The sequence below is a fragment of the Limosilactobacillus fermentum genome (assembly GCF_013394085.1).
Taxonomy (GTDB): domain Bacteria; phylum Bacillota; class Bacilli; order Lactobacillales; family Lactobacillaceae; genus Limosilactobacillus; species Limosilactobacillus fermentum.
The window spans coordinates 1,520,965-1,533,011 of the sequence record NZ_CP040910.1; the positions used below are offsets into that span (position 1 = coordinate 1,520,965).

A 12,047-nucleotide genomic window follows, 5' to 3' on the forward strand; every position below is an offset into this window, starting at 1 on the left:
TCCGGCGCTTAAGGCACTGGCTGAAAAATTCAATCGAGGAAGAGAATTGACCATGTTATCAAAATACGTATACGGCCTTTCGCTGGGCCACTTTGTCGTTGACTTTAGCCAGGGGGCGTTGGCCGCCCTGTTACCCCTCTTAATTGCCCAACACCACTTCAACTACGCCATTGCCGCCACCCTGGTCTTTGCCATGAACCTGGTTTCTTCAATTATTCAACCGCTGTTTGGCTTTTTATCCGACCGTTTCCGTACCGGTTGGATAATTATCCCGGCCCTTTTAATCACCGGTCTGGGCTTCGGGACGCTCGGTTGGGATAACCAATACTTCCTCTTGATTACCAGCTGCTTAGTCTGCGGGGTCGGAATCGCCGCCTACCACCCCGACGCCGCCAAGTTGGTTAACGGTTTGGCCGATGTTAACCAGGGCCACGCCCTGAGCGTTTTCTCCTTTGGTGGTAACCTGGGCTTTGCCTGCGGGCCGATCACGGTCACTTTGGTCGCTAACGCCCTGGGGATTTCCGGGGTTGGCCTCTTTATCCTGGTGGGCGGCGGAGTAGCCTTATTGTTAGCGCACTACTTCCCCGCCATGCGTTGGTAATCAGCCCAACACTGGTAACAAAAGCGGCAACGAGAAAGTGGCTCCCCGGTTCCGGTTAAAGACGACTGGCGCCACTTCGCCATTTTAGCTTGCGTTTTATTCGGGCGTTTAATTATTTTTTACGGGTTTAACACCTTCTTGGTCCTCTACTGGATGCACATTCTCAAGCAGTCCAACACCAGCGGGAGTTTAGCCCTCAGCGTTCTCTTTATCGTGGGGGCGACCGGAACGATCATCGGCGGTCACTTGGTCGACCACATTGGCGCCGTCAAAACGATTCGGTTCGCCTTTACCATCATGCCCTTCTTGTTGCTAGCCTTTAGCTTAACCAAGAGCGTTACCGTTGCCAGCGCCCTCCTCTTGCCGATCGGGATGTTAATTTTCATCCCTTACAGCGCGATTGTCCTACTGGGCCAGCGCTACTTGCCTAACCAGATGGGCTTGGCTTCCGGGGTTACCCTCGGCCTTGCCATCAGCATCGGTGGGATTGCCACCCCTTTTTGGGCCAGGTTGCTGATGCCACGAGCCTAATCACCGTCTTCTTCATCCTGACGGCGGTTGCCCTCATCCCAATGGGGGCCGCATATTTCATTATCGAACCAACCATTAAGTAAGCTATAATTTAGGTAAAAAGGAGGCGCCCCTATGCAAACTACCTGCCATTACCAATCCCCTTTAGGTGACATTTTACTGGTCAGCGACGAACAAGGGGTGTGCGGCCTCTGGTTTGAAGACGGCCGCTACTATGCCGATACGGTTGAAGACGACGCCCAAGCAGGAACCAGCCCGGCACTAGACCAGGCCCGCCGCTAGCTTGACGAATATTTTGCCGGCCAAGCCCCGACTTGGCTACCGCCCCTCCACGTTCAGGGAACCCCCTTCCAACGACAGGTTTGGGAACGGTTACTGACGATCCCCTACGGCCACCTGGTAACTTACGGCGAGCTAGCTAAACGGGTGGCGAAGCTTCGCCACCGGACGTCCATGTCCGCCCAGGCGGTCGGCAACGCCGTCGGTAAAAACCACCTCTCCTTGTTCATCCCCTGCCACCGGGTCATCGGGGCGCACGGTAACTTGACCGGTTACGGAGGTGGCTTAGAACGTAAAATCGCCCTACTTGAATTAGAAGGGCATTTGGCAAGTGACTTTTCTTGGCCATCCTAATTTCCCGGGAAATTTTTTGAACAAACAGGGGGCGCCCCACCTTTATTTATCTTATAATTAAAGTAATTCATTGCGAAGGGAGCCCGTACCGTGTTATTGATCCACCAAGCCATTAACGCCATTGGGGAACTGGTCCTCGCCCTGACCATCCCCTTTTTGTGGTGGTTAATTGTCACCCGGCGCCAAGTCCGCTTCGACCGTTGGTTGGGCTTTTTCCTCCCGCCGGTCCAACGCACCTGGCTGACGACCGTCATCGTCGTCTTGTTTACCCTCTTACTGGCGATCCCCCTCCCCCTGATTGTCGACCACGGGATCTTGGCCACCTTCGTTTTCAACCACCGGGGCTTCGCCGGCATCCCGGCTGCGCTGGTGTACGCGATCGTGGGGACCTCTTTGCCCGAGGAGATCCTTTTCCGGGGCTTCTTACTCAAGCGCCTCCAGGACCGCTTCGGCTTTTTGCCCGCCAACCTCACCCAGGCAATTTGCTTTGGGGCGGTCCACGGCCTCTTGCTGGCGGGCGCTGGGAACTGGCTGGTCACCCTGATCATCGTCCTAATCGAAATGGTGATTGGCTACTGCCTGGGCTGGCTCAACGAACGCCGTAGTGGCGGTTCGCTGTACACCAGCTGGGGGATCCACGCCCTCTTAAACACCGTTTCCGCTTTGATTGCCCTATTCACCTAATTGAGGAGTGTTTTTTTTGCAAACCGCGAACCTGTTAATCGCCACCCTGCTCTTGATCGCCGGCATCATCGTCATCTACCTGGGGGTCTTCGCTAAGGAAATCGAACACCCAACCGGCACTAACCGCCTCTTCCAACGCCTCAGCGGGCTGGGAATTAAGGCTTCGATGCGGCCGGCCCTGATCGTGACCGGCGTCGTCTTAGTTGGGGCGTCCCTATACATTTTTGGTGGCATTTAAAAAGGACCGGGAGAACCATTTTTTCTCCCGATCCTTTTTACTTGCTTGCCGTTAACACCCGCGTCACCATCACCCCGTAGACCCCATCGAGGCCGGCGTTGGTAACTTCAATTTCCTGGGCGCCTAGCGTGGCCAGCGCCCGCCGGTATTCACCGCTGTGTTCAATGTCGATGATCGCTAACCGGCCGCCGGGCTTGAGAACCCGCAGCGCCTCGGTCAATGCCTGGCGCCGCGCTTGCTTGGGCTTGACGTTGTGGAGCGACAGGCTAGCAAAAACGGCGTCGAATTGGTTGTCATTAAAGGGTAACGCCGTCATGTCGGCGGTTTGCAGTTGCGCAACCTGGCTAACCCCGGCCGCTTCAATTACCGCTTGGGTGGCCGCCTGGCGGTTGCCAGATTGGTCGACCCTCTTCCAGATGTCAATCCCGGTTACCTTGCCGGGCGCCCTTAAGTGCTTAGCCACGGCTAGCATCACGGCGCCGTGACCACATCCGAGGTCTAAAACCTGATCCGTAGCGGCGATCCGGGTTTTACCCACCACCCGGTCAATGATCTTGTATTTGCCAACCAGCGAGGTGCGCAGATACAGGTAGGTACAAGCGAAAAATACGAGCGCCAACGGGACGGTGATCCAAGTGTGACCCGCCATTCCCGCCACTAATTCTAAAATCCCGGCCAGCCCTAACAAAATGGGGACCAGCGGGGCGTCAACGGTACGTTTCATCATTATTTCCTCCGGGAACTTGTTTTGCTAATTATACCAATTTCCCGGGAAATAAACCGACCCCCAGCCAAATTTGCTGAGGGTCGGTTTTAATTTTCAACTGTTGGCCTAGCTTAGCCAAACGGTCTATCGAGGAGGTTAGTCGCACTTCCTACTTAATCACCCCAAAGCCGCCGGTCCAGCCGATTTGTTCACTGGCGGCCAAGGTCATTTGCAAGAAGCCAGTTGCTTCCAGTTCACGGGCCCGCTTGAGCTTGCCGGCATCGAGTACGGCCAAGGGACTGCCCTTTAAAGCCTCCTTGAAGGTCGCCTTGGCGTCATCATCGTCACCGGCCACCAGGACGGTCGTTTGTTGTTGGCCGCCAACTTGGCCGCTTTGCAGAGTAGCGGCGAAGGTCGTGTTAAAGGCCTTTAAGACCTTGCTGTTTGGCAGGCGCTTTTGCAGTTCCTGGGCGGCCGAGCTGTCGGCGGGAACCACTAATTCGTCCCAGGTCTCAAAGTTGAGCGGGTTGGTGATGTCCACGACCACCTTACCGGCCAATTGGTCACCGTATTGGTCGGCTAAGTCTGCCAACACCGGGTACGGTACCGCCATGATCACCAGGTCCCCCAAGCTAAAAATGTCATCATTGGAACCTACGTAGGTGACTGTGTTACCGGCCAGTTCGAAGTTGTGGCCAATGGCTTGCCCCATGTTACCCTTACCAAAAATTGTAATTTTCATGATTAAGCTTCCTTTTTGTTTTCGTGTTCTGCGATGTTAGCAAGTGTCTCGTCGACCAGTTGTTGAACCGTAATTTGGTCCAGGCGCTGTTCAATCCCGACTTGAACCTCAGCAAAGTGCTTGGTAATCACCTCCGGAAAGGCGACCCCGACGCTACACTGGCCCGAGGTTTCTTGATCCGGCACCAAGAAGGGGTTCTTGGGCGCGGTGGCCCGGTAAACGTCCAACACCGTGATCTGATCAAGGTCACGGGCAAAGTTATCGTAGCGGTTGTTTTGCCGGGCCGCTAAAATATCGGCGGCCCGTAGTTGGGCAATCATCTTGCGCACCTGACTCGGGTTGGTTTTTAAACTCGAGGCGAGAATCTGGCTAGATACCTCTTCTCCTTGGTGGACCTTTAGGTAAACGAGGATCTGCAGTAGATCACTAACGCGGGTATTGGCGATCGTGTCCCCCTCCTTTCTCTTTTCTCTTTCAACTTGGCCTTAGGATAACACTTACTTTTTGGAAGTGCAACTTTTTTAGTAACACTAATTCAAATAAAAAAAGCGGTGGGGTCACCCGACCGCTTTTTCGCTAATTAAGGGCTACATGTGCATCCCCATCTTCTTGTAGGAGTCCATCCCGCCAAGCCAGAGTTCATCCATCGTGACACCCCGCTCCTTGGCAAAGGCCTCCATCAGGGTCATATGGTTGAGCAAGTGGTACTCCCGGTTCGGGGCGGCCGGGTCGACAACCTTTAGTTGGGCCATCATCCCGCCATCTTCGTGTTCGATAATGTGACAATGGTACATAAAGACCCCCGGCACTTGGAAGTAGACCTTGATGATGACGTGTTCGCCCGGGTTAACGGCGACGGTGTCGTTAAGTCCGTGTTCAAACGGGTAGGGTTCCTGGCCGTTACGGGAGACGATCTCAAAGGCGCAGCCGTGCATGTGGAAGGGGTGAATCATCCCGCCGTTCATGTCGTTGGTGTTGGTAATGTCCCAAAGCTGGCACTTGCCCATCGGCATCGTGTAATCGATCCGGTCCATCTGGAACTTCTTGCCGTCAATCATCACCGTCTCGTCCATCCCGGACATCACCACCTGCTTGACGGGTAGGCTCGGGTCTGGGGTCGGGTAATCAATCTTGGTCAGGGTGGTGGGCAACTCCTCTCCTGCCGGCGTAAACTCGTGGATCCGGAACTCGACCAGCGGACTGTCGTCGGAGTACAGGGTAACCGTGTCGCCCGGCTGGTAGCCGGCAAAGTCGACCACGATCTCCTGGCGCTCGGCACAGGTAGTCATCAGCTTCTTTAACTTGACCGGGTGGGGCAAAAAGCTCAGGTCCGAGCCAATTTGGGTGAAGGTTAAGTCGTCCGAGAAGTGGAGCCGGTACTCGCGGCGGTTAGAGCCGTTTAAAATTCGCAACCGCAGGCGCTGGGTGGTGACGTCAAAGTAAGGATTGACGGTGGCGTTAATCACCGCCGTGTCACCCTGGACGCCATCAGGGTCGTAATCGGCCCGGTAATCAAACTGGTTGCCCGCGTGGAAGTTGCGGTCCTGCAGGATCAACGGCAGGTCATCAACTCCGTAAGTGTGCGGCAGGGGCAAACTAGCTTCTTCTTGGTCGTGAATGATCGCCATCGTCGCCAGTCCCTGCCAAACCTGGTAGGCCGTTTCCGGGCAGGGGTGGGCGTGGAGCCAGGCGGTGGCGGCCGGCTGAATGATCTTAAAGGTCACGTCGCGGGCCTCGCCCGGGTAAACCGGGGCGTGGCAGCCGCCGTCTTCAATTGGCCCGGGAATCTCTAGTCCGTGCCAGTGGAAGGTCGTCACTTCCGGTAGGTGGTTGACCAGGTGCATGTGGTAAGTCTTGCCGCGCTCAAAGACCACCGTCTGCCCCAGCATTGAAGCGTTAAAGCCCCAGGTCTTGGTCTTTTCCCCCGGCAATAGCTGGGTTGCCCCCGCCTGGGCGGTAACGGTGTAGTACACGTCGTCGCCGTCCACCTTGTCTGGGGTTAACAGGGGCGGAATGTTGAGGGGCGTCGCGGGTGCTTGAGCCTGCTTCAGTGGCTTGTAGGCCGCATCGTGAAGGTTGAAGGCTTGCTCATCATAAAAGTAGGAATCGAAAACTGGTTCATTCATCAAAATCACCCTCCTTTCCTTCATTATAAATTTTTAAGTAACGAATTAAAAGGGTGCACCCCTTTAATCAGCGTTTCTAATCGGAATGTGGACTAGCTTCACCTGGTTACCGTGGTCGGCCAACAGCTGCACCAAATCGCTGGTCTTTAGCCACACCGTCGCCGTGTTAACGTTGGGGTGGGCCGCCACCAATCCCGCAGCCAATTCCTGGTCAATCATCACCTCAACCTTGCGCTGCTCATCATTTAAAACCCCCAGCGGCGTCACCGAGCCCGGTGTCAAGTCGAGGTACTTTTGTAAGTCTTGCTCGGAGGCGAAACTCAACCGCCGGGTCCCCTCCTGGGCGCTTAAGGCCTTTAAGTCGACCCGCTTTTCCCCTTTGACCGTGACTAGGTAGTAATGGCGGTGCTTGTCATCGCGGACAAAGAGGTTTTTAGCGTTGGCCTCGGGGTGGGGCATCGGAAAGTCGGCCACCGCCGCCATATCAAAGACCGCCGGGTGGTTGGTCACCTCGTAGTCGATCCCGTGCTCAGTTAGGTATTGATACACTTCTGCTTGGTTCATCAGCATCCTCCTTTACTACAATAATTATGATAAAATTAAAATTAGATTAAGTTGATTATAATCGAAGAAGGAGGAATCGCAATGCTCTTTTCTAACGCCCTTGTCCGCACCCCCGGCCACTCGGTGATCGACGGGATCGATGACTACGCCAACCTGGGGCAAACCGACTACCCCACCACCCTCGCTCAGCACCAAGCCTACGTTGCCCTGTTAAAGGACCGCGGGGTGACCGTCACCGTTTTAGACCCCTTAGAAGCCTTCCCCGATTCCTGTTTTGTGGAGGACCCGGCGGTGGTCGCCGCTGACTTTGCCGTAATCACCAACCCGGCCCGCGCCAGCCGGACCCCGGAACGTGGTTTCATCCGGCTAGCCCTCGAACACTTTTATTCCCAGGACCACATCTTTGAGATTACCGCCCCCGGGCACCTGGAGGGCGGCGACGTGATGGAAGTCGACGGGACTTATTACGTCGGCTTGTCGGCCCGAACCAACCGGGAAGGGTTCGAACAGTTTAAAGCAATCGCCGCTCAGTTTAACCACCCGGCGCTTGCGGTCCCCGTCCACGACTTCTTGCACCTCAAAACCGGGACGACTTATCTAGGCGATGGCAAGCTCCTGGTAACCGGTGAGTTCGTTAACCACCCCGCCTTTGCTAACTTCACCCAACTGGTCGTCCCTGCCGAAGAAGCTTACGCCGTCAACTGCATCAACACCGGTAACGGCGTCATCATGCCGGCGGGCTTCCCGGTGGTTAAACAATTGTTGGAGGACCACGGCTTCCCGGTCTTTGAAGCGGCGATGAGCGAATTTGAAAAAATCGATGGCGGCCTGACCTGCCTGTCACTACGCTTCACCGCTCATTAACTCTTAAATTTTCTTGTTGACAAGGAATGGGCGCCCGTGTTTTAATACATTCAACATTAAAAGATTCTAATGATTCACCGGAACCCCAGTAGTGATCCGCTCCCTGGCTAAGAGAGTTAACGGCGCTGTAAGTTAACCCACAACGCGATCACGAATTACACTCCAACCAAGGTGACTCACGCACGACGCGATAGTCCATTTGAGGTGCAATGCACAAAGCTGGGTGGTACCACGGTGAAAATCGTCCCTTGCCTGTTGATCAGGCAGGGGGCGTTTTTATTTTAAGGAGGTGAAAACGATGCCAGTCAAGAACGGTGGAAAGGGCTATTATTTCAAAACGATTGTTGCCAGTCGCTTTGAGACTAATAGTGAAAAAGAGGAATTATCATGAAAAAATTTAAAGAACGGGTTGAACCGACCTTCAGCCTGACCGAATGTATCTTGGTCCTAGTCGTTATCTTGGGCCTGCTGGGCTTTTTGATCATCGTCGAAAAACAAGAACCCCAGGCGCCGCTGCTGATCGCCTTTGTTATCTTAATGCTTTACGGCCGTCTACGGGGCTTTAAGTGGGACACGATCATCGACGGGATGCGCACCGGGCTACGGGCCGGCGTCGACCCCCTGGTGATCTTCCAAACGATCGGGGTCTTGATCGCCACCTGGATCTTCTCGGGTACAATCCCGACGATCATGTACTTTGGCTTTAAGATCATCTCGGTTAAGTTCTTCCTCCCCACCGTCTTCATCGTTTGCACCCTCGTTGGGATCGCCTGTGGGTCTTCGTTTACCAGTATCTCAACGATGGGGATCGCCTTTATTGGGATCTCCGCCACTTTACACATTAGCCTGCCGCTAACGGCCGGGGCAATTGTTTCCGGGGCCTTTTGTGGCTCCAACGTTTCTCCGCTTTCTGGGACGACGAACCTCGCCGCCACCACCGGGGAATTAGACATCTACAAGCACATCCGCTCGCTGGCCTGGACCGATTTGCCGGCCTGGATCATCTCACTGGTGATCTTCACGGTGGTCGGGATGAGCGCCAAGACCGCTAGCCTGCACTCAATTCACGTCATGATGGCGGGGCTGAAGGCCGGTTTTTGGATCTCCCCAATCACCCTCTTGCCGGTCTTGTTCATGATCATCCTAGCGATCCTGCGGGTCCCGGCGATCCCGTCGCTGGGGCTGGGTGCCCTCTTTGCGATCGCCTTGGGCTGGCTCTACGACCCCACCACCACGATCACCAAGGTCACCCACCTGATCATGAACGGCTACGTTGCCCACACCCCTAACAAGACGATCAACCTCCTCTTGTCCAAGGGGGGTATCAGTAGCATGTTAACCTCGCTGTCCTTAATCATCTTCGCCCTATCACTGGGGGGCTTGTTGATTAAGTTCCACATCATTGGGGCGATCGTCGACAAGGTCGAAGCAAGCGTCAAGGGACTGGGTGGTTTAACCATGGCCACCGCCCTGACTTGTATCGGGGTCAACCTCTTAGTGGGTGAACACTACTTAGCCATCATCTTACCGGGGGAATCTTTCAAGGAAGCCTTTGATCACCACCACCTCCCCCGTGAACTGATGACCCGGGTCCTAAACGACGTTGGGGCGGCCGTCAACGCCATCGTGCCGTGGAGTGTTTCCGGGGTCTTCATCGCCGCTACCCTCCAGGTCAACCCACTCGCCTTCGTCCCATTTGCCTTCTTCCCGTTTATCGTGACCATCCTGGCCGTTTTGATGGGCTTTGTAAAGGCGAAGAGTGCTAAGGAAATGGCTATCAACTAAATGTGAACTACTCGGTCATTTATGGCCGAGTAGTTCACACGCCATCAAAAGCCGGTGTGACCTAATTTCTGCAAGCCCCTCCTGGATAAAACTTAATTTTATTTTCAAAAACTGGTTGTAAAATTAAAAAATGATGTTAAGATTAGAAAACGTTAAGAGATAACAGATTTTTACCGAAAGGGGTGTCCACCATGCTAGTCATTATTATTAGCCTACTAATTAGCCTAATTCTAGTCATTATTACGCCTAGCATAAGTGAACATCCCGGCCAAAAACTACACGCACGGATTCGTGAGGGGGACCCTGCACGACTAAGTGGGTAAGGTTTAGCTATCTTCGATTAAAAAATCGTGAGACCCGGGGTGGTAATTAGCCCCGGGTCTTTTTATTTGAAATTGGACCGTTAAGATTAGGAGATGAACAACATGGAACAAGCAGCAACTACAAACGCCATGAACCGCGTTGACGTTCAAGAAGCCAAGAAAACCGTCCGCGATTACGCCTACAATCTCTCAGCCGCGATTGCCAACGCCATCCTGGTTACCCTGGGGATGGGGCTGTTAATGCAAACCGTCGCTGGGTTCGTCCACTGGCAACCGCTCTTTGAAGCCGGCACCCTGGCCCAAGCCCTGCTCGCCCCGGCCCTGGGATTGGCAGTTGCCTCCCAACTGGAGGTCACCACCCTGGTTACCTTCTCCACCATCATTTCAGCCACCGTGGCCGCCAACGCCGTTTCCTTCGTGCAAACGGCCAGCACCGCGACGGCCATGCAATCGGTGGGGGGCGCTGCTCACCCACTGGTCGTTGGTAACGCCGTCTTCTCCACGGGACAACCCGTTTCCGCCGTGGGCGCGGCCCTGCTGGCGGCCCTCTTAGGGAAGTGGCTGTCCGGTAAGACGCCGCTGGACATGGTCTTGGTTCCAATGGTGGTCTCCTTCGTCGGCACCTTCGTCGGCTTCGGCTTGGCTTCCGTAGTGACGCCCGCTTTGACCGCCACTAGTGCTTGGATCGCTGCCTCCATCAAGGTTAACACCGTCCTTGGTTCGATGGTCATCTCCGCCGTTTGGGCCCTCTTCTTAATGACCCCGGCTTCCTCGGCCGCCCTGGCCGTCGCCTTGACTTTGGACCCGATCTCCGCGGCCGCCGCTGCCATCGGGACGACCGCTCAATTCGTTGGTTACACGGCCATGTCTTGGCGCCAAAACACGCCGGGAGCTAACATTGCTCAGTTCATCGTAACGCCAAAGGTTCAATTCCCCAACCTGATCTTGAACCCATGGCAAATGGTTCCGGCCTTAGTCGCCGCCATCGTTTGTGCCCCACTGGCCACCACCCTTTCTGGCCTACGCGCCGCCTACACGGTTGGGGGATTAGGGCTGAACTCCTTCATCGCCCCGATCTACTTCTGGGGCCAAGGTACCAACCAGTTCGTTGCCTACATGCTGTGGGGAATCGTTATGCCGGCCGTGATCTCTGTCTTCCTCTTCCAAGTCATGAAGAAGTTTGGTCTGGTTAAGGACAACCAGTTGCACTTGGACATTATCTAAGTTAAGGGAAGTGCGACCCAACCATAAGGCAGGCCGTGGGCTAAGGATAGGGGGAAGGTTGATGCGGCACGCATCGTTTTTCACCCCGACTTAGCCACTAGGCCTGCGGTTGGGGAGCACGTTATCAGTGAGTGGGAACTGACCTCCTAGACAGACCGTATGACTAAGCTAGGGCGAAGGTTGGTGTCTTGGCACCGTTCTTCGCCCGTACTTAGACACTAGGTCTGTGGTCATTTTCCACGTTATGGAAGTGCGACCCAACCATTGGGCAGGCCGTGGGCTAAGCTAAATACGAATCGCACCGTTATCTTTATAGACGCCAAAGGGGCTGGAAGAAATTGATCTTCCAGCCCCTTTCTTGTTGGCAATCCCAGCTGGGCGCCGGGCGGTTAATTAAATTAGTTACTACCTATTCGTAATGTGACCACGCAGAATAGATGATCACAGTTTGCGTGTCTTGATCAACCTTATAGACGAGTCGGTGCTGAATGTTAATCCGCCGGGAGTAAAAGCCCTTAATTGGCAGTACTAATTTTTCAAAGCCTTGGTTGGGTGCCAAGGGGTCTTTACGGAGCTGCTCAATTATTTGCAAGAAGCTCTTTTCTAAATATGACCCCTTAATTTTCTTGAGATCTTTATTAGCGCTCCGCTTGAGTTTGATCGCGTAACTCATAGTTGACCCCAAACATCATCAAAGTCGTCGAGCGGCTCGTTTTCCCGTTCTTTAATTTGCTTGTCAACACCGTGATTAACCAAAAATAACGTTTCTTGGATTGCTTTCCAGTCATCTTCACCAATGACGACAACGCTCTTTTCATCCGCCTTGGTCGGCTTAATCACAACCGGCTCATTATTTTCATTGATCCTTTTGATTATTTTGAATAAATCTTTCCGTGCTTGCGTTGGGGTTACAATTTGGTCCATCCAATCCCGCCTCCCTCGTTCTTTACGTACATCATTCCGTACACTCACTATAGCATGTGTACTTGATGATGTACATTAAAAAGAGTAATGAAAAATCCCCCG

12 protein-coding genes and 2 pseudogenes are annotated in these 12,047 nt (G+C 54.2%); 7 read left to right on the forward strand and 7 right to left on the reverse strand.

The features are described 5' to 3' along the window. Positions 1 to 52: 52 nt before the first annotated feature. The 4 genes and pseudogenes from FG166_RS09670 (at position 53) to FG166_RS07680 (ending at position 2,687) form a co-directional block, all read left to right on the forward strand. Positions 53 to 1,132: pseudogene (locus FG166_RS09670) on the forward strand (MFS transporter). A 114-nt stretch (positions 1,133 to 1,246) separates the two neighbouring features. Then, a pseudogene (locus FG166_RS07670) lies at positions 1,247 to 1,765 on the forward strand (methylated-DNA--[protein]-cysteine S-methyltransferase). A gap of 90 nt (positions 1,766 to 1,855) precedes the next feature. Then, the gene (locus FG166_RS07675) at positions 1,856 to 2,449 is read left to right on the forward strand and encodes a CPBP family intramembrane glutamic endopeptidase (protein ID WP_003684087.1); all 594 of its coding nucleotides are present in this window, start codon (positions 1,856 to 1,858) and stop codon (positions 2,447 to 2,449) included. Positions 2,450 to 2,456: 7 nt separating this feature from the next. Next, complete coding sequence (locus tag FG166_RS07680) at positions 2,457 to 2,687, forward strand: hypothetical protein (protein ID WP_003684086.1); 231 nt, start codon at positions 2,457 to 2,459, stop codon at positions 2,685 to 2,687. 37 nt (positions 2,688 to 2,724) lie between these two features. On the opposite strand, the gene FG166_RS07685 is transcribed toward FG166_RS07680, so the two are convergent. From FG166_RS07685 to FG166_RS07705, 5 genes are all read right to left on the reverse strand, one after another. Then, positions 2,725 to 3,414, reverse strand: coding sequence for a class I SAM-dependent methyltransferase (locus FG166_RS07685; RefSeq protein ID WP_003684085.1), 690 nt, complete (start codon positions 3,412 to 3,414; stop codon positions 2,725 to 2,727). A 148-nt stretch (positions 3,415 to 3,562) separates the two neighbouring features. Continuing rightward, on the reverse strand, positions 3,563 to 4,135 hold the full coding sequence (locus FG166_RS07690; protein WP_003684084.1) for an NADPH-dependent F420 reductase: 573 nt from the start codon (positions 4,133 to 4,135) through the stop codon (positions 3,563 to 3,565). Between the two features lie 2 nt (positions 4,136 to 4,137). Then, a complete protein-coding gene (locus FG166_RS07695) occupies positions 4,138 to 4,581 on the reverse strand; it encodes an Rrf2 family transcriptional regulator (RefSeq protein WP_075667505.1) in 444 nt (147 codons plus the stop codon). A 141-nt stretch (positions 4,582 to 4,722) separates the two neighbouring features. Next, complete coding sequence (locus FG166_RS07700; protein ID WP_035431219.1) at positions 4,723 to 6,261, reverse strand: multicopper oxidase family protein; 1,539 nt, start codon at positions 6,259 to 6,261, stop codon at positions 4,723 to 4,725. A 63-nt stretch (positions 6,262 to 6,324) separates the two neighbouring features. After that, on the reverse strand, positions 6,325 to 6,831 hold the full coding sequence (locus tag FG166_RS07705; RefSeq protein ID WP_003684080.1) for a prolyl-tRNA synthetase associated domain-containing protein: 507 nt from the start codon (positions 6,829 to 6,831) through the stop codon (positions 6,325 to 6,327). A 75-nt stretch (positions 6,832 to 6,906) separates the two neighbouring features. Between FG166_RS07705 and FG166_RS07710 the strand changes: the two genes are divergently transcribed. The 3 genes from FG166_RS07710 (at position 6,907) to FG166_RS07720 (ending at position 11,021) form a co-directional block, all read left to right on the forward strand. Further along, positions 6,907 to 7,689 (forward strand): dimethylarginine dimethylaminohydrolase family protein, encoded by a 783-nt coding sequence (locus tag FG166_RS07710; RefSeq protein ID WP_035431216.1) that lies wholly within the window; start codon positions 6,907 to 6,909, stop codon positions 7,687 to 7,689. Positions 7,690 to 8,076: 387 nt separating this feature from the next. After that, entirely contained in the window at positions 8,077 to 9,474 is a 1,398-nt protein-coding gene (locus FG166_RS07715; protein WP_003684076.1) for a Na+/H+ antiporter NhaC family protein, read from the forward strand. 425 nt (positions 9,475 to 9,899) lie between these two features. Then, on the forward strand, positions 9,900 to 11,021 hold the full coding sequence (locus FG166_RS07720; RefSeq protein WP_080543055.1) for a PTS sugar transporter subunit IIC: 1,122 nt from the start codon (positions 9,900 to 9,902) through the stop codon (positions 11,019 to 11,021). A 409-nt stretch (positions 11,022 to 11,430) separates the two neighbouring features. On the opposite strand, the gene FG166_RS07725 is transcribed toward FG166_RS07720, so the two are convergent. Together FG166_RS07725 and FG166_RS07730 are read right to left on the reverse strand one after the other, a co-directional pair. Further along, a complete protein-coding gene (locus tag FG166_RS07725) occupies positions 11,431 to 11,694 on the reverse strand; it encodes a Txe/YoeB family addiction module toxin (protein WP_003684072.1) in 264 nt (87 codons plus the stop codon). Beyond that, entirely contained in the window at positions 11,691 to 11,945 is a 255-nt protein-coding gene (locus FG166_RS07730) for a type II toxin-antitoxin system Phd/YefM family antitoxin (protein ID WP_003684069.1), read from the reverse strand. The genes FG166_RS07725 and FG166_RS07730 overlap by 4 nt, the downstream gene beginning before the upstream one ends. Between the last annotated feature and the right edge of the window lie 102 nt (positions 11,946 to 12,047).

Excerpts from the sequence above, each read along its gene's own strand:
- FG166_RS07685 (WP_003684085.1), bottom strand. The coding sequence starts at position 3,414 with ATGATGAAACGTACCGTTGACGCCCCGCTGGTCCCCATTTTGTTAGGG.
- FG166_RS07690 (WP_003684084.1), bottom strand. The coding sequence starts at position 4,135 with ATGAAAATTACAATTTTTGGTAAGGGTAACATGGGGCAAGCCATTGGC.
- FG166_RS07700 (WP_035431219.1), bottom strand. The coding sequence starts at position 6,261 with ATGAATGAACCAGTTTTCGATTCCTACTTTTATGATGAGCAAGCCTTC.
- FG166_RS07705 (WP_003684080.1), bottom strand. The coding sequence starts at position 6,831 with ATGCTGATGAACCAAGCAGAAGTGTATCAATACCTAACTGAGCACGGG.
- FG166_RS07710 (WP_035431216.1), top strand. The coding sequence starts at position 6,907 with ATGCTCTTTTCTAACGCCCTTGTCCGCACCCCCGGCCACTCGGTGATC.
- FG166_RS07715 (WP_003684076.1), top strand. The coding sequence starts at position 8,077 with ATGAAAAAATTTAAAGAACGGGTTGAACCGACCTTCAGCCTGACCGAA.
- FG166_RS07720 (WP_080543055.1), top strand. The coding sequence starts at position 9,900 with ATGGAACAAGCAGCAACTACAAACGCCATGAACCGCGTTGACGTTCAA.
- FG166_RS07725 (WP_003684072.1), bottom strand. The coding sequence starts at position 11,694 with ATGAGTTACGCGATCAAACTCAAGCGGAGCGCTAATAAAGATCTCAAG.
- FG166_RS07730 (WP_003684069.1), bottom strand. The coding sequence starts at position 11,945 with ATGGACCAAATTGTAACCCCAACGCAAGCACGGAAAGATTTATTCAAA.